Source organism: Amycolatopsis sp. NPDC043889 (assembly GCF_056435645.1).
Window position 1 is genome coordinate 398,104 of the sequence record NZ_JBWKEC010000002.1, and the last position, 16,891, is coordinate 414,994.

Genomic DNA, 16,891 nt, shown 5'->3' on the forward strand with positions numbered 1-16,891 from the left:
GCTGGCGGGATGACGACGGAGACCCCGGTCAGCAGGGCCGCACGGAAGAAGCAGGAACTACGGCGCGAGATCGTGGAGACCGCGTTCGACTGCTTCGCCGAACGGGGCTACCACGCGACGGGGATCGCCGACATCGCCGCCCGGCTGGGCATCGGGCACGGCACCTTCTACCGGTACTTCCAGAACAAACGGGACATCGTCGACCACGTCATCACGGACCTGGTCGAGAAGGTGGTCGGCGCGCTGGCCGCGGACAACGCGCCGGACGCGGTCAACAGTCTCGCCGAGTACCGCAGGCAGAGCGCGCGGATCGGCGACGCGCTCGCCCGGATCTTCGGCGGCGACCCGCGGATGGCGCGCTTCCTCCTGCTCGAAGCGGCGGGTATCGACGCCGAGATGCGGGAACGGGTGCTGGACTTCTACGAGACCGCCGCCGAGCTGACCGCCGGCTACCTGCATCACGGCGTCCGCCTCGGCTATCTGCACGAGGACCTGGACGTCGACTCCACCGCCCGCGCGATCAACGGCATGATCCTCGCGTCGATCCTGTCCGAGCTGCGGGACCCGTCACCGGAGCGGCAGGCCGCGATGAGCCGGGCGGTCCGCCGGGTCATGTACGACGGGATCGCCGCACCTCGCTAGGAAACCGGCCGGCCGGCCCGGTTTGGCGCACCAGTAGGCGGGGGCTGGGCACTGCCGGTGGGCCGGACTCCATTGAACCGGCCCCGGCGGTCGCGGTCTACCGGCGAAAACGCAGAACCGCACCGACGGAAACGAACTTCACCGCTTACGCAAAGTGTCACTGGGCGACTCGCCGAAGGCCGCACGGTACTGCGCGCTGAACCGGCTGCCGCCCAGGAAACCCCATTTCGCCGCGACACCGGTCACCGTCGTGCCCCCGCCGGGCTCGGCGTCGCGGAGTTCGGCTCTGGCCCGGTCCAGCCGGACCCGGCGCAGATAGGCCATGGGGGTGGTGTCCAGATGTCGCCGGAACGCCAATTGCAGGGCACGCACCGAGACCCGGCAGGCGCGCGCGATGTCGGCGACGCCGAGGTCGAGGTCCGGATTCGCCTCCAGGAAGGCGATCCCGCGGCGTACGGTGTCCGGGACGGCGTCCCGGCGGTCACAAGGACGACCGTCGCCCGTGCCCGCGGTGAAGGTGTCCAGTGCCATGGCGGCCATCAGCCTGCCCGCCGCGCCGAGCACCAGCGGGCCGTTCTCCACGTCCGGTTCGGAGAACAGCCCGGTCATGTACTCGACAGTCCGGCGCCATCGCTGCGCCTTCTCCAGGCTCACCGGCTCGTAGCGCAACCGCTCGATCGCCGCGCCGTCCTGCGCTGGATCGATCCCGGTGAACAGCGACAGGTCGATACTGGTTATCTGCAACCGCGAGCCGTGCATTCCCGTCCGGTAACCGCTGCCGGGGTGCGAGGCGACGAATACGTCGCCGGCGGCCAGCCTTCGGTCGCCGAAACTGTCCTCTACCTGCACTTCACCGCCCAGCACACGCAGGAGCACCACTTTGCCCAGCGGCTGGATGACGATCTCGGTGGTCAGCGTGTTGTGCAGGAGGTCGATCTGCACGTCCCCCACATCACACCGGTTGTGCTCGAATCGGTAGTTTTCGACGCTGCCCCGGACCCGCAACCGGTTGTCACGGTAGGCCTCGGCGATCAGGGCACACGCCTGCTCCGGATCGGTGGTCGCGAACTCCGTCAGTACCGGTTCGTACATGGGATCACGTCTTCTTTCCGTTCGCTTATAACGAAAAGTCAGCCGCCGGAACGTTACCGCCACCCGGCGGGCACTACCAGGTGCACATCGGCGTCATCCGGCTGGTCGGAACGGACCATCCGCGCGATCGAGGATGGCCCTGGCCCGTGCTTCGACCGGCTTGTCGACCATCTGGCCGCCCGCCACGGCCACCGAGCTGTCTCCGGCGTGCGCGAGCACGTCCCGCGCCCACTCGATCTCGCTGTCCGACGGGGCCAGCCCACGATTCGCGGCGGCGACCTGGCGCGGATGCACGCAGAGCTTCCCGGTGTACCCGAGGGTTCTGGCGTGGCCGATATCCGCGGCGAGCGCGGCCTCGTCGTCGAGTGCCGTGGTGACACCGTCGATCGGAGCCGCCCTCCGCGGCCGCGGCTGCGACGACGAGCGCCGACCGCGCGTACCGCAACGCCTCGTGCGACCGGTGGTCGACGGGCACCGGCCCCATGACCGGTTCCCGTCCCGCGACCTCGACCGGCGGGAGCAGCGCCTCCAGCGTTCCGGCGGGGGTTTCCACCGCGCGCCACCGATTCCTCGCGGCCGGCTGTGGATGGCGGGTGAACTGCTCCGGCGACCGCAGCCGGGCGTTGGCGATCCCGGCGCGTTCCAGGAGGTCCCCGACCTCGTCCGCGGTCAGGCCGGTGAAGGTCTCCTCCAGGATCGTGGTGAGCTCGCCGTCGTTGCCGACGCGGTCGTCGTTGGTCCGGAAGCGCGGATCTTCGACGAGTGCCTCCCGTCCCAGAACGTCCCGGCACAGCACGATCCACTCCCGTTCACTTTGGACACTCAGGAAGACCCTGTCGTCACCGGTGCGATACGGGCCATACGGCGAGATCGACGGATGCGCCGCCGCCGTGCGCCGCGGTGGTTCCTGGCCGTAACGGGAGAAATAGGCGGGCTGGCTCATCCATTCACCGAGCGAGTCGATCATCGCGACGTGCAGGCTCGCTCCCCCGCCGGTGCGCTCGCGGTCGTACAGCGCGGTGAGGACGCCGCTGTAGGCGTACATCCCGGTGGCGATGTCGGCGATCGAGATCCCCGCCTTGGCCGGTGTCTCCGGGGTGCCGGTGGACATCACGAGCCCGGTTTCACACTGCACCAGCAGATCGTAGGCCTTCTTCGTCCGATATGGACCTTCCGGGCCGTGGCCGGAGATCGAACAGTGGATCAGTTCCGGACGTTCCGCGCGCAGCGTCCCGGCGTCGAGGCCGAGCCGTTCCACCACGCCGGGCGCGAGGTTCTGCAGGAACACGTCCGACCTGCCGATCATCGCGCCGAGCAGCGCCCGGTCCGCCGGCTCCTTGATGTCGAGTTCGATGCTTTCCTTGCCCCGGTTGAGCCAGACGAAGTAGCTCGACTGTCCGTGCACGGTGTGGTCGTAGTCGCGGGCGAAGTCGCCGACGCCGCGGCGTTCCATCTTGATGACGCGCGCGCCGAGGCCGGCGAGCTGACTGGAGGCGAACGGAGCGGCGACGGCCTGCTCCAGCGCGACGACGGTGATTCCCTCGAGTGGTTGGCGCACACTGCCTTCCTCGGTGTTCAGGACGGGATGCGGTGCCGTTCGATCAGCTGACGTGCGATCACGCCGCGCTGGATCTCGTTGGTGCCCTCGCCGACGATCATCAGTGGCGCGTCACGGAAGTACCGCTCGACGTCGAACTCCGTCGAGTAGCCGTAGCCACCGTGGATGCGGACCGCGTCGAGCGCGATCTCCATCGCGGCCTCGGAGGCGAACAGCTTCGCCATCCCCGCCTCCATGTCCGAGCGTTCACCCGAGTCGTAGCGTCGCGCCGCGTGGTGCGTCAGCTGGCGGGCGGCCTCGAGTTTGGTCGCCATGTCCGCGAGATGGTTGCCGATCGACTGGTGCTGCCAGATCGGTTTGCCGAAGCTCTCGCGTTCCTGGGCGTAGCGCAGGGAATCCTCCAGCGCCGCCCGGCCGACGCCGAGTGCCCGGCAGGCGACCTGGATCCGGCCGATCTCCAGGCCCCGCATCATCTGGCCGAATCCGCGTCCCTCCACCCCGCCGAGCAGTGCCGTGACCGGCGCGCGGAAGTCGTCGAACGAGAGCTCGCAGCTCTCGACACCCTTGTAACCGAGCTTGGGCAGATCCCGTGAGACCTCGAAGCCCGGCCCCTTCTCCACCAAGAGGATCGAGATCCCCTTGTGCGCGGGTTCGGCGGCGGGGTCGGTCTTGCACAGCAACGCGACCAGCTGGGACCGGCGCGCGTTGGTGATCCATGTCTTGCTGCCGTTGACCACGTACTCGTCGCCCTCGCGCCGCGCCGTGGTGCGGAGTGCCTGCAGATCCGAGCCGCCACCGGGTTCGGTGAGCGCCATCGTCGCCCGGATCTCACCCGTCGCCAGCTTCGGCAGATAGGTGTCCTTTTGCTCCTGAGTGCCATACGTGGCAAGGAGCTTCGCGACGACGGTGTGTCCGCCCATCGCGCCGGCGAGGCTCATCCAGCCGCGCGAGAGCTCCTCCGTCACCAGCGCGTAGCACTGGGCGGAGACCTGGGTCTCGCCCCAGGGCTCGGGCACGGCCAGCCCGAAGACGCCCATCGCCTTCATCTGGTCGATGAGCTTCTCGGGATAGGTGTTCGTGTGGTCGAGCTCCCGCGCGACGGGCCGGACCTCGCGATCCACGAACTCGGCCACGAGCGCGACGATGGCGGTCTCTTCCTCGGTCATGTGGTTATCATGAGCGATGATGAGACGGTATGTGAAATACCGAATCATGATGGCCGCATACCGGACCGCGATGAGCAGGGGTGAAGGTGGATTTCAAGCAGCTCAAGGCGTTGGTGACGGTCGCCGAGGTCGGCAGCGTGACCCGCGCGGCCGAGTTGCTGCACCTGGTCCAGCCCGCCGTCACCCGGCAGATCCGCACCCTGGAACAGGAACTCGGGGTGCCGTTGTTCGAGCGGACCCGCCACGGGATGCGCCCCACCGAGGCGGGCGCGACACTCGTCGAACGTGCCCGGCGGGCGCTCACCGAACTCGACCGGGCCCGTGCCGAGCTGGCCCCGAAACCCGGGGTGGTCACCGGGATCGTCACGGTCGGCCTGCTGGAGAGCGCCGCCGAACGGCTCGCCGCGCCGCTCACCACGGACGTGTTCCGCGAGCATCCGGGGATCGAACTGCGGCTGCTCACCGCGTACTCCGGGCATCTCCAGCGGTGGATCGACGACGGCGACGTCGACCTGAGCCTGCTCCACAACCTGACCAGTACACCGTCGCTCAACGTCCGTCCGCTGGTCCGCGAACGGCTGTGGGCGGTCGCTCCCCCGTCGGCCGGGCTCGATCCCGCACAGCCCGTCCCGTTCGCCGAAGTGGCCGCGCATCCGCTGGTGATGCCCTCCGAGGGGCACGCGCTGCGCACCCTCATCGACGGCGCGGCCCGCGAGGCGGGCGCCGAGGCGGAGGTCACCGTGCAGACCAACGCCATGACACTGCAGAAACGCCTCGTGCTCGGCGGGCACGGCTGGACGATCCTGCCCGGCATCGGCATCGCGGCGGACGTCGCGGACGGAACCCTGAGCGCGGCTCCGGTGTGCGAACCGGAGGTCTGGCGCACCGTCGTCCTCGGTACGCCCAGGACGGGGCGCGTCACACCCGCCGTCGACGCCGTCGCGCGGGCGCTGGTCCGGCAGATCCACCGGACCGTGCGGGAGGGCGACTGGCCCTCGGCACGGCTCTGGGAAGACCGAACAGGAGAAGAATGAGCACGCTCCCCCGCACCGGCCACGCCGTCGCCGCCGACGGCACCCGGCTGGCCTATCAGTGGCACGGCACGGGCAGGCCGCTCGTGCTGCTGGCCGGGCAGGCGAACGACCACACGTGGTGGGATCGCACGCGCGAAGACTTCCCGAGCACGATCACCATGGACTACCGCGGTACAGGTGGCAGCGACGCACCTGATTCCGCTTATTCCACAACGGGTTTCGCGGACGACGTGATCGCGGTCCTCGACGAACTCGGAGTCGGTGAAGCCGATGTCTACGGCACCTCGATGGGTGGCCGCGTCGCCCAGTGGGTCGCCGCGCGGTATCCCGATCGGGTACGGCGGCTCGTGCTCGGCTGCACCTCGCCCGGTGGCACGCACGGTGTCGAGCGGTCGAACGACGTGCGGTTGGCCTTGGCCCGGCGGTCTTCCCTGGAAGCACGGGAGACGCTGGAGAACCTGATGTACACACCCGTCTGGCGAGCGGCCAATCCCGGTCCGTACCGGGTGCTGGGCGCGCACGGCATGCCGCCGCACGCGGTGCGCGGACATCTGGTCGCGAGCAACACGCACGACGCCTGGGATGTGCTTCCCGAGATCACCGCGCCCACGCTGGTCCTGCACGGTGACGACGATCTGCTCGCACCCGTGGCGAACGCGCCGCTGTTGACGGAGCGGATCCCCGACGCGCGGATGCATCTCTTCGCCGGGGCGCGCCACGCCTACTTCGACGAGTGCCGTCCCGAATCGAGCGAGCTGGTGAGCGACTTCCTCGGGTAGACCATGCCGACCGGGTACGTGCCCATCGCAGATTTCTATTTCTCAACCGCAGGGATCACAGCTCATGATGGTCGGCGCTCCCGGAGCGAAGGAGCTTCCCTTGCCGCACAAGAAACCCGGCGTCGTCGCGAACGTGGTCCGCGGCTGCCTCGGCAACCTGGTCGAGTGGTACGACTGGTTCGTCTACGCCTCGTTCAGCATCTACTTCGCGGCCAGCTTCTTCCCCGAAGGAAATCTGACGGCCCAGCCTCTACGCGGACAAGTTCGGCCGCCGGGCCGCGCTGCCCCCGTCCGTGACGCTGATGAGCTTCGGCTCGCTGGCCATCGCTCTTACTCCCGGCTATTCGTCGATCGGTATCCTCGCGCCCGTGATCCTCGTGGTCGCCAGGCTCGCGCAAGGTCTCTCGGTGGGCGGCGAGTTCGGTTCGAGCGCGACCTACCTGTCCGAGATCGCCACTCCGCGGCGACGCGGGTTCTACTCGAGCTTCCAGTACGTCTCGATCACCGTCGGGCAGCTTTCGGCCCTGCTGGTGATGATCGTGATGCAGTCGCTGCTCACCGAAGCGCAGATGTACGCGTGGGGCTGGCGGGTCCCGTTCGTGCTCGGCGCGCTCGCCGGGCTTGTGGTGATGTACCTCCGCCGAAGCATGGTGGAATCGGAGCACTTCCAGCGCACCGCAACTGCCGGCTCGCCTTCCCGCGGCGGCACGGTGGCGTTCTACACCTTCACCAGCTACCTGCAGAAGTACATGGTGAACACGGCGGGAATCCCCAAGCCGACCGCCTCACTCATCGGTTTCGCCGCCCTGTTCCTGTTCATCTTCATGCAGCCCGTCGCCGGCGCCCTTTCCGACCGATGGGGCCGCCGCCCGGTCATGTTCGGCTTCTCCGTCGGCGGCATGCTGCTGACCGTCCCGATCATGACGCTCGTGGGCAGGACAGGGAATCCGTGGGTCGCCTTCCTGCTCATGATCACCGCCATGGTCTTCCTCAGCGGCTACACCGCTTTGTCGGCCATCATCAAGGCGGAGATGTTCCCCACCAACGTCCGCGCGCTGGGAGTCGGACTGCCGCACGCCCTGGCGACCGCGGTCTTCGGCGGACTCTCGGAACCGATCGCGCTGACCTTCGTGGCGACTCTGGTGGTGCGGGAACCTTCGCGTGACTCTTCTCTGGAGATCGACGTGGTGCCTGCACGGGATTCTGTTGTGAGGTAGGCGGTTTGGTAGGGCTTCCGCGGTCACCGTTCCGCGAACCCTTGAGTGGGAACACTGCCGGGGTGCTCGCGGCGGGATGGGTACCGCAGCGACGACGGTTGCCGTTTCGGGGGCGAGTAGGGAGTCTCGCCTCTTGCGATGAGCCGTAGCCGAATTCCGGCAATGGGCCACAGATCTCCGCAAGAGACGCAGGAGCGACTGGGGTTTGCGGCAGCGCACTGTTCCGCAAATCTGCACGGGAAGCCGCCGCCCGAACAGGCCGTGGCCGAATTCCGGCGACGGCAGTTGCAGGGTTCCTCAGCTGGAGAGTTGCGACGCTATGGGTCCCGCAGGACAGTCGGCATCGCGCCGATTCTCGCGGAATCTCGCCCCCGCGGCCCGTGCGTTGCCGAATTCCGGCGACGAGCGGTCACAGCGACTCCCCAGCTGGAAGCGTGAGTACCACAGCGACAGTTGCCGTGGCACCGATCCGTACGGAGTCCCGTCCGCGCGCTCAACCGTCGTCGTATTTCGGCGACCAGGCCCGGCGCCGCTCGTTGTGTACACGTTGCCGTTTTTCGGCGACGGTTCAGAACGGTGGTGGTTCCTCGGTGCGGGGTTCGTGCAGTGGTGGTGGCGTGCTGTCGTACCTGTGCCCCGTAGGTGTGGTGACGGTGAGGGTGCCGTCCTCGGCCAGCCGATAGACCCAACCGGGTTCGTCCTTGAGGCGGTGGTCGCGGCGGCACAGATCGACCAGCTCAGTATCACTCGTGTGGCCACCGTGCTGCCACGGCACCGAATGGTCGAGGTCGCAGGCCTGGGCGACACGGTGGCAGCCCGGTCTTCGGCATTCCCGGTCCCGTACCCGCACGAACTCACCCAACCCCGCCGTCGGCCGATACCGGTCCCGACCCAAATCCAGGACCTGCCCCGAGAGCGGGTCGGTGATGATCCGCCGCAGGACCGTGTCCGGCCCGGACGCGATCTGCCGGGCCAGTGAGGCGGGGATGTGGCCGTGGCCGGCCAGTTCGGCGGGGTCCTCGTTGATCCCCAGGTAGGTGTTCAAGTCCAGGTAGAGGAACACCTCGCACCGTTCCCGCTTCCCTCCCTGCCCACCCAACAGCAGGTCCAAGGCGACGTCGGCGCGCAGTTGATCCAGGGTGCGGGTCTCCCCGCCGGTCTTGAGGGCGCGTGCCTCACGATCGATCCGCGTGTACGCGGCGGCCACCTTCTCGACCGGGCCGTCTTCGACCTCGATCGAGGCGACCCCCGTCTCGCCGTGCCGGATCGACAACCGACGCCCGCCACGATGTCGCTCCGCGCGTCGAGCAGCACCGTCACGGTCGGCCATCACCGCCGCGTGATTCGCCGCCTTCCGGATCTGCTCGGAGTTCCGGCCGGGCAGCCGGTCCTCCAGTACCTCGTCCACCGCGCGCGCGTCCTCATCCGACAGCCACGCGGTCGCGGTGGCGACCTTCATCGCCCCGTAGCCACCCACCTGCCCACGGTCCAGCAGCCCGAGTGTGCGGGGCAGGCGGGTGGTCAACGCCGCCGCCGTGGACACCAAGGCACCTGCGTGACCATCCACAACGGACAGAGTGAACGCGACCTCCTGTACCACACTCGACGCCCCGCCACGGTGCCGGTTCAGCTGCGCGAGCGCGCGGAACCGGACCGCTTCCAACCGCGCGATCCCCTCCGAGGCCGCGACGGCGGCGTCGACAGCATCCTTATCCTCCATAGAATCCAGCGCCGCATTGACCTCCTTCAACACATCAGAAGCAGTGATTTCCTTGAGTAGCGCCACAGTGGCGTTGCGCGTGTCCACACACAGAAGCTACAACCGACCACCGACAATTTCGGACCGGCGAGAGTTTCCGTTAAGCGACAACGTTAATCTCCAACCGCCGCACGAATCTCCGGGCTTCGACAACAGGATATCCCCACGAAGAGCAGCAGCGCCGACCCGGCCGACATGAACCGAAAGTGTTCGCCCCCAAGCGTTCTCGGGCGTGACCCTCAGGAAGCAACCATAAGAACGCCAACCGATCGAAAGTTCCCAAACCCAGGAGTTTTCCCTTACACACCAGCACTAATCGACATCGAGCAACCCCTGAGCACCGTTCTCCAACCGCCGCGCGACTTCCTCCGATCGCGGCAACATGGTCTTCTCGTAAAGAGCAACACCCTCGCCGACAGAGGCAGAACCAGCCAGCGCGAGGGCGAGTTCACAAGCGTCGACCATGGCCAGATTGACGCCGACACCGAGCGGCGGCATCAGGTGAGCGGCATCGCCGAGCAAGGTCACCCATGACGTGTGCTCCCACATGTGCGGAACGGGCAGGACATACAACGGGCGATCGACGTACGGCCCGTCGTTGTCGGTGATCATCCGCAGCATCGACGGCGACCAGTCGGAAAACTCCTCGAGCAGCCGGCCGCGGACATCCGAGGTCGTCCCGATCCAGTCCGCGGGCAGCCGCTGGATGATGTAGACCCGGATGTGGTCCCCGCTGTTGCGCTGGGCGAAAAGGCACCGCTCGCCGTCGGCCGCCATCGCGCTGCCCTTGCCGACGAGTTCGGCGAGTTCGGGGTGCGCGTTCTCGACGTCGTCGAACCACGCCTCCAGGAAGGTGATCCCGGCGTATTCGGGCACGGCGGCCGAAACCGCCGGGCGGACCCGTGACCACGCGCCGTCGGCACCGATGACCAGATCCGTCTCGACCGCCGTTCCGTCCGTGAACAGCAAGCGCCCGGGAGCCTCGACCCGATCCAGGGTCCGTCCCCAGTGGACGGTGCCCGGCTCCAGCGAGTCGAGCAGGAGGCCGCGCAGCTGACCGCGGTCGATCTCCGGTTTGAACATCTCCCCTTCGGCAGGAACGTGATGCTCCAGGAGACGTCCGGCGGGATCCAGTTTGCGCATCTCCTGCCCTTCCGGGCGGGCGAGGGCGAAGAACTCGTCGAGCAGGCCGGCTTCACGCAGGGCCAGCTGCCCGTCGTCCGCGTGGAGGTCGAGGGTGCCGCCCTGGTTGCGGGCCCGGGGATGCGGATCGCGGTCGTAGACCGTCACGGGGACGCCGTGTTTCTGCAGGATGCGGGCGCAGGTCAACCCACCAGGGCCCGCTCCGATGATGCTGATCGTCATAAGCCCAGAAAAGCAGAACGAGTTAAAAAGTGCAATGAGGCAACTTATTGACCGTGACAACTCATGCGGTAGGGTGCGCTCATGGAGACACCAGGACGGCGTGAACGCAAGAAGGCGGCCACCCGCCAAGCGCTGGCGGACGCCGCGCTGAAGTTGTTCCTGGAGCGGGGCTACGACCAGGTGAGCATCCGCGACATCGCCGAGGCGGCCGACGTCTCGACGACGACGCTGTTCAAGCACTTCCCCGGCAAGGAGGCGCTGGTCTTCGACGAGTCGCAGGACCGCGAAGCACGCTTGGTCGCCGCCGTCCGGGAGCGCGAAAAGGGCCAGAGCATCGTCGAGGGACTGCGCGAGTACGTGCTCGCGACGTGGCTTCCGATCACGACGCATCCCCAGTACGCCGAGTTCACCGCGCTGGTGAACGGCACCCCTGCGCTGCAGGAGTACGGCGAGCGTATGTGGACCCGGCACGCCGCGGCCCTCGGCGCCGCCATCGCCGAAGAGACCGGCGTGGGCTTCGACGACATCGCCTGCCGCGCGCTCGCGCGTTTCGTGCTGGACATCCCGGCGCTCACCAGGGGCCGCCCGGATCCGCGGGAGGACGTCGAGAGGATCTTCGACCTCCTCGAACGCGGCTGGCGCTAGTCCTCTTCGGGGCGGGAGCCGCGCAACGAGCCCGGATGCGCCTTGGCGGAGGGATCCTTGCGAGTCTTGAGCAGACTCGCCACCGTCACCACCACGAGGATGCCGATGATCACCGCGAGGCTGACCGGCGTCGAGATCTCCGGAACGCTCTCGTCGATGTCGACGTGTGCCCAGTGCAGGATCAGCTTGATCCCGATGAATCCGAGGATCACCGCGAGCCCGGCGGACAGGTACACCAGACGGTCGAGCAGGCCCTTCACCAGGAAGTACAGCGCCCGCAGGCCCAGGAGGGCGAAAGCGTTGGCCGCGAAGACCAGGTACGGCTCGTCGGTGACGCCGAAGACGGCGGGGATCGAGTCCAGCGCGAACAGCAGATCGATCCCGCCGATCGCGAGCAGCACCACGACCAGCGGCGTGCCCACCCGTTTCCCGTCCAGGCGAGTGAGCAGCTTGCCGCCGTCGTATTCGGTGGACAGCGGCAGGAGACGGCGCGCGGACCGCACCACCACGTTGTTCTCGACGTCCGGATCCTCGTCGCGATGCCGGAACAGCTGGATGCCGGTATAGATCAGCAACAGCCCGAACAGCAGGAACATGAAGGAGAACAAGGAAAGCAGCGTGGCGCCGAGCGCGATGAAGATCGCGCGCATGATCAGCGCGACGACGATGCCGAACGTGAGCACCTTGTGCTGATGTTCCTCGGGTACCGCGAAGGTGCTCATGATGATCACGAAGACGAAGAGATTGTCGACGGACAAGCTCTTCTCGACGATGTAACCCGCGAAGTACTGCTGCCCGAAGTCGCCACCGTGCGCGAGCGTCAGCCAGACACCGAACGCCACCGCGACCAGGATGTAGCCGATCGACCAGGCCACCGCCTCGCCGAAGCCGACCTTGTGCGGGCGCACCGCCGCGAGGACGAGATCGAGTGCCAGGAGCCCGAGCACCAGCCCGATCGTGACGATCCAGGTGAGGCCATCGATCTGGAGCATCCGCACCCTGTCTTTCCGTTGACGGCAAGTGCCAAGATCCTAAGTGCGACCACCCCGGTCCGCATTCGCATGGCCAGGCGCCGCGTCCAGCAGCGCGGCGAGCACGGTCTTGAGCAGCGGGTGGTCCGCGCTCCCCCGCCGGACGGCGGCGAACACGCGGCGCAGCGGCGGCTCGCCGCGCAACGGGACGGCGACAGCGCCGGGCACGGCGGCGAAAGCGTTGCGCGGCACCAGTGCCACGCCCTCGCCCGCGGCGACCAGGGTGGTGATCGCGTGGAAGTCGTCGGACACGTGCCGGATCGCCGGGTTGGCGCAGACGATCATCAGCACGTCACGGCACGGATTTCCGGGTTTCGGCGCGATCCACTCGTCGTCGGCGAGTTCGTCGATGTCCACTTCGGACGCTTCCGCGAGCCGGTGCGCTGTGGGCAGCACGACGTCGAAGGGCTCCACGTACAGGGGGAACCGGGTGAGCCTGCTTTCATCCGTCCGTGGCGAGAGCCGATACTCCTCGGTGATCGCCAGATCGACCTCGCCGTCGAGCAGCAGCGGGATGCTCGCGTGCCCCTCGACGTCCTGCACCTGCATGGTGACCCCTGGCGACCCGGCACGCAGCGAGGCGATCGCCGGCGCCACGACCATCGTGATGGCGGAGGCGAAACTCGCCAGCCGCACCAGGCCCTGTACGCCGGAATCGAGCGCGGCCAGCGTCGCCCGCGCCCGTTCCAGTTCGGCGGCGACGGCGTTGGCGTGCACCACCATCAGTTCACCCGCCGGGGTCAGCGAAACCCGCCTGCCCCGGCGGCGAAGCAGCTGCTGGCCGCACTCGGCTTCGAGTGCGGCCAGCTGCTGGGAGACCGCGGACGGCGTCAGGTGCAGCGCCTGGCCCGCCGCCGTCACGGTGCCGTGGTCGGCGAGGGCGCGCAGTACGCGCAGCCGTCGCGGATCGATCATTCGTCCATCATGGACCTTGCCGTCACGAACGCGTCGACGGCCCGGTTGACGTCGTCGGCCGAGTGCGCCGCCGACATCTGCGTCCGGATCCGGGCCTTGCCGTGCGGCACCACCGGGTAGGAGAACCCGATCACGTAGATGCCCTGGTCGAGCAGCAGATCCGCCATCTTGCCCGCCTTGGCGGCGTCGCCGATCATCACCGGGATGATCGGGTGCTCGCCCGGGAGCAGGTCGAAACCGGCCTCGGTCATCCGTCGCCGGAACAGCTCCGTGTTGGCGCGCAGCTTGCCCAGCAGTTCACCCGACTCGTCCAGCAGCTCCAGCGTGGCGAGCGCGGCCGCGGTGATCGACGGCGCCAGCGAGTTCGAGAACAGGTACGGCCGCGAACGCTGCCGGAGCATCTCGACGATTTCCGCACGACCCGAGGTGTAACCGCCGCTCGCGCCGCCCAGCGCCTTGCCGAGGGTGCCGGTCAGCACGTCGACCTTGTCCTGGACGCCGAACAGCTCGGGCGTGCCGCGACCGGTCGGCCCGGTGAAACCGACGGCGTGCGAGTCGTCGACCATCACCAGCGCGTCGTAGCGCTCGGCCAGCTCACAGATCTCGTCGAGCGGCGCTAGATAGCCGTCCATCGAGAACACGCCGTCCGTGGCGATCATCCGGTACCGCGCGCCGGACGCCTCCTTGAGCCGGGCTTCCAGATCCGCGACGTCACGGTTGCGGTAGCGCATCCGCTTCGCCTTGCACAGCCGGACGCCGTCGATGATCGACGCGTGGTTGAGCTCGTCGGAGATGATGACGTCCTGGTCCGTCAGCAGCGTCTCGAAGAGCCCCGCGTTGGCGTCGAAACAGGAGCTGTAGAGGATCGTGTCCTCGGTGCCGAGGAACTCCGACAGCTTCGCTTCGAGCTCCTTGTGCGGCTGCTGGGTCCCGCAGATGAACCGCACCGACGCCATGCCGAAGCCCCAGCGGTCCAGCGCCTCTTGCGCGGCCTTGATCAGCTTGGGGTGGTCGGCGAGGCCGAGGTAGTTGTTGGCGCAGAAGTTGAGGACGTCGCCGTCGCCGACGCTGACCGAAGCCCGTTGCGGTCCCTGGATCACCCGCTCGCCCTTGTACAGCCCGGCTTCCCGGATCTCGGCGAGCCCGGCCTTGAGGTCGTCGCGCATCGCGCCGTACATCAGTTCTCCGTCCAGTCCAGAATGACCTTGCCGCAGCGGCCTTCCCTGGCCGTCGCGAACGCCTTCTCGTGTTCGGTGTAGCCGAACCGGTGGGTGATCACCGGCGAGATGTCCAGCCCGGCCTGCAGCAGGACGGACATCGAGTACCACGTCTCGAACATCTCGCGCCCGTAGATCCCCTTGAGCTGGATCATCTTGAGCACCACGGACGCGATGTCGACCGACACGTCGGAAGCGGGGAGGCCGAGCAGTGCCACGCGCCCGCCGTGCGACATGTTCGCGATCATGTCGCGCAGCGCCTCGGGCCGCCCGCTCATCTCCATACCGACGTCGAAGCCCTCGGCCATGCCGAGCCGCTTCTGCGCGTCGGCGATCGTCGCGGAGGAGACGTCCAGCGCGAGATCGACGCCGACCTTGCGGGCCAGCTCCAGCCGGTGCTCGCTGACGTCGGTGACGACCACGTTGCGCGCGCCCGCGTGGCGCGCGATGGCGGCGGCCATGATGCCGATCGGGCCGGCGCCGGTGACCAGCACGTCCTCGCCGATGACGGGGAAGGACAGCGCGGTGTGCACGGCGTTGCCGAGCGGGTCGAAGATCGCGGCGATGTCGAGGTCGACCTTGGTGCGGTGCACCCAGGCGTTCTGCTCGGGCAGGACGGCGTACTGCGCGAACGCGCCGTCGGTGTGCACGCCGAGGCCCTTGGTCCTGGCGCACAGGTGGCGCCGCCCGGCCTTGCAGTTGCGGCAGCTTCCGCAGACCAGGTGCCCCTCGCCGCTGACCAGGTCGCCCACCTTGACCGTCGTCACCGAGCGGCCGATCTCGACCACCTCGCCGACGAACTCGTGCCCGATGACCAGCGGCGCGGCGATGGTGCGCGCCGCCCAGTCGTCCCAGGAGTCGATGTGCAGATCGGTGCCGCAGATCCCGGCGCGCAGCACACGGACGGCGACGTCGCCGGGGCCGACGGCGGGGTCCGGCACGTCGGTGAGTTCCAGCCCGGGTGCTCGGTCGGCTTTGACCAATGCCTTCATGGCGCGAAGTCTGGCCCGCCCGTGCTGTTCAGTCCATCGCGAGTTTCTGAAATCCCTCGTTAGCGGGTCTTCACAAGGAGCCCGGCACCCGGACCGACACGAAGTCCGGCCGCGGCACCACCTCGAAACCGATCGACCGGTAAAGCCGGATCGCCGAGGTGTTCGCCGCCGCCGCGCGGATGAGCCGGGTCGCCAGCCCTTGGCCGCGATACGCCGGATCGGTGCAGACCGCGCTGATCTCGGTCCAGCCGGGTGGGTGCATCCGCTCCCCCGCCATCGCGACCAGCTCGCCGTCGCGCCGGATGCCCAGATATGTCCCCAATTCGATGGTCCGTTTCCGGAACGGTCCCGGCTTGGTCCGCTCCACGAAGTCGAGCATCTCCGGGACGTCGTCCGGCCCCAGTACGACGGCTTCGGGATCTTCGGCGGCTTCGAGCGCGACGTCGACCAGCCGGACTCCGGCGATCCTGCCGAGGACTTCCCAGTCCACCGGGACGGGCAGCGCGTTGTGGACGGTGACCGTCTGGCCGGGACCCGCCAGCACGGCGACATCAACCCACATGCCGTCGTCCGGCTCGGGCGGCAGGGCGTAGAAGGGCGCGACGTCGACCTGATAGCGCAGCACCTGTCCGAAGCGCTCCGCGAAGTGGGCGTGCGGCCCGGTCAGCGAAGCCCAGGCCGGGTCGTCGAAAGGGGTGACCATGACCGCTCCGACAGCGGACGGCGGGCTTTCATTCCCGCTTCCACATCCTGAGCGCTCAGGTACCCGGCACCAGCAGCGGCGAGTGGGGATCGAGTTCGATCCCGCGTTCACGGAGCGTGTCGTCGATGACCCGCCAGATCCATCGCACCAGCAGGGCCGCGAGCTCCGGCAACTCGATGCCACCCGGGTTCTCCAGCCAGCGCGCGGCACTCGCGTCGACGAGGCCGACCAGCCCGAAGGCGAGCGGTTCGGCGATCCGGCCGTCGAGGTCGAAGGTGTCGAGGTAGTGCTCGAACAGGATGGTGAGCTGCCGGGCGATCGCCGTTTTGACGTCGGTGATGGCGTCGCCGCGCCGCCCGGCCTGGGAATGCCTGGCGAGATAGCGGTAGAGGTTCCCGTGTTCGGCGAGCCAGCCGGTATGCGCGCCCACCGCGATGGTGATCAGCTGCATCGGAGTCCCGCTGGGGTCCCACAGCGGGGCCAGTTCGGCGGTGATGAGGCGGACGGCGCGGTCGGCGATCGCGCGCTGCAGGTCGGCGGCATCGTCGAAATGCTTGTACACCCGGGTTCTCGCCACCCCCGCCTCGTCGGCGATCTGCTCGGTGGAGACCTCCGGACCGTGCGCGGCGATCGCGCGCAGCGCCGCGTCGACGAACTCCCGTCGACGGCGCTCACGCTGTCCCGCCCAGCGCGCCGCGCGGCCGTCCGGCCTCGGCGCGTCGGCTTCAGGCGTCATCCCCCGGAGTTTATCGGCGGCCGGTTAACCGGTACACTGC

At 68.2% G+C, this 16,891-nt stretch carries 14 protein-coding genes and 2 pseudogenes; 5 read left to right on the top strand and 11 right to left on the bottom strand.

What is annotated here, in order from left to right; genetic code table 11:
- Positions 1 to 9 precede the first annotated feature (9 nt).
- Positions 10 to 642, top strand: coding sequence for a TetR/AcrR family transcriptional regulator (locus AC0685_RS07235; RefSeq protein ID WP_478224764.1), 633 nt, complete (start codon positions 10 to 12; stop codon positions 640 to 642).
- A 138-nt stretch (positions 643 to 780) separates the two neighbouring features.
- Here AC0685_RS07235 and AC0685_RS07240 read toward each other — a convergent pair whose 3' ends face one another.
- The 3 genes and pseudogenes from AC0685_RS07240 to AC0685_RS07250 form a co-directional block, all read right to left on the bottom strand.
- Positions 781 to 1,734: a helix-turn-helix transcriptional regulator gene (locus tag AC0685_RS07240; protein WP_478224766.1), complete on the bottom strand. Its 954-nt coding sequence runs from the start codon at positions 1,732 to 1,734 to the stop codon at positions 781 to 783.
- Positions 1,735 to 2,173: 439 nt separating this feature from the next.
- Positions 2,174 to 3,292: pseudogene (locus AC0685_RS07245) on the bottom strand (CaiB/BaiF CoA transferase family protein); the annotation flags it as partial.
- 17 nt (positions 3,293 to 3,309) lie between these two features.
- On the bottom strand, positions 3,310 to 4,458 hold the full coding sequence (locus AC0685_RS07250) for an acyl-CoA dehydrogenase family protein (RefSeq protein WP_478224767.1): 1,149 nt from the start codon (positions 4,456 to 4,458) through the stop codon (positions 3,310 to 3,312).
- An 86-nt stretch (positions 4,459 to 4,544) separates the two neighbouring features.
- Here AC0685_RS07250 and AC0685_RS07255 point away from each other — a divergent pair, with 86 nt between their 5' ends.
- The 3 genes and pseudogenes from AC0685_RS07255 to AC0685_RS07265 all read left to right on the top strand — a co-directional run bounded on the left by AC0685_RS07255 (position 4,545) and on the right by AC0685_RS07265 (position 7,488).
- Entirely contained in the window at positions 4,545 to 5,492 is a 948-nt protein-coding gene (locus tag AC0685_RS07255) for a LysR family transcriptional regulator (protein ID WP_478224901.1), read from the top strand.
- Positions 5,489 to 6,271, top strand: coding sequence for an alpha/beta fold hydrolase (locus AC0685_RS07260; RefSeq protein ID WP_478224768.1), 783 nt, complete (start codon positions 5,489 to 5,491; stop codon positions 6,269 to 6,271). The genes AC0685_RS07255 and AC0685_RS07260 overlap by 4 nt, the downstream gene beginning before the upstream one ends.
- 64 nt (positions 6,272 to 6,335) lie before the next feature.
- Positions 6,336 to 7,488, top strand: a pseudogene (locus AC0685_RS07265) (MFS transporter).
- Positions 7,489 to 8,056: 568 nt separating this feature from the next.
- Here the strand turns inward: AC0685_RS07265 and AC0685_RS07270 are convergent.
- Complete coding sequence (locus AC0685_RS07270) at positions 8,057 to 9,208, bottom strand: HNH endonuclease signature motif containing protein (protein ID WP_478224769.1); 1,152 nt, start codon at positions 9,206 to 9,208, stop codon at positions 8,057 to 8,059.
- Between the two features lie 351 nt (positions 9,209 to 9,559).
- A complete protein-coding gene (locus AC0685_RS07275; RefSeq protein WP_478224770.1) occupies positions 9,560 to 10,612 on the bottom strand; it encodes an FAD-dependent oxidoreductase in 1,053 nt (350 codons plus the stop codon).
- Between the two features lie 81 nt (positions 10,613 to 10,693).
- On the opposite strand from AC0685_RS07275, the gene AC0685_RS07280 reads away from it, so the two are divergent.
- A complete protein-coding gene (locus AC0685_RS07280; RefSeq protein ID WP_478224771.1) occupies positions 10,694 to 11,257 on the top strand; it encodes a TetR/AcrR family transcriptional regulator in 564 nt (187 codons plus the stop codon).
- On the opposite strand, the gene AC0685_RS07285 is transcribed toward AC0685_RS07280, so the two are convergent.
- The 6 genes from AC0685_RS07285 to AC0685_RS07310 all read right to left on the bottom strand — a co-directional run bounded on the left by AC0685_RS07285 (position 11,254) and on the right by AC0685_RS07310 (position 16,851).
- Positions 11,254 to 12,249: a TerC/Alx family metal homeostasis membrane protein gene (locus AC0685_RS07285; RefSeq protein ID WP_478224772.1), complete on the bottom strand. Its 996-nt coding sequence runs from the start codon at positions 12,247 to 12,249 to the stop codon at positions 11,254 to 11,256. The genes AC0685_RS07280 and AC0685_RS07285 overlap by 4 nt on opposite strands.
- A 39-nt stretch (positions 12,250 to 12,288) precedes the next feature.
- Complete coding sequence (locus tag AC0685_RS07290) at positions 12,289 to 13,203, bottom strand: LysR family transcriptional regulator (protein WP_478224773.1); 915 nt, start codon at positions 13,201 to 13,203, stop codon at positions 12,289 to 12,291.
- Entirely contained in the window at positions 13,200 to 14,381 is a 1,182-nt protein-coding gene (locus AC0685_RS07295) for a glycine C-acetyltransferase (protein WP_478224774.1), read from the bottom strand. Before AC0685_RS07295 ends, AC0685_RS07290 begins: the two co-directional genes overlap by 4 nt.
- Positions 14,381 to 15,412 (bottom strand): L-threonine 3-dehydrogenase, encoded by a 1,032-nt coding sequence (tdh, locus tag AC0685_RS07300; protein WP_478224775.1) that lies wholly within the window; start codon positions 15,410 to 15,412, stop codon positions 14,381 to 14,383. The genes AC0685_RS07295 and tdh overlap by 1 nt, the downstream gene beginning before the upstream one ends.
- Before the next feature lie 70 nt (positions 15,413 to 15,482).
- Positions 15,483 to 16,115, bottom strand: coding sequence for a GNAT family N-acetyltransferase (locus tag AC0685_RS07305; RefSeq protein WP_478224776.1), 633 nt, complete (start codon positions 16,113 to 16,115; stop codon positions 15,483 to 15,485).
- A gap of 55 nt (positions 16,116 to 16,170) precedes the next feature.
- Positions 16,171 to 16,851, bottom strand: coding sequence for a TetR/AcrR family transcriptional regulator (locus tag AC0685_RS07310; protein WP_478224777.1), 681 nt, complete (start codon positions 16,849 to 16,851; stop codon positions 16,171 to 16,173).
- Between the last annotated feature and the right edge of the window lie 40 nt (positions 16,852 to 16,891).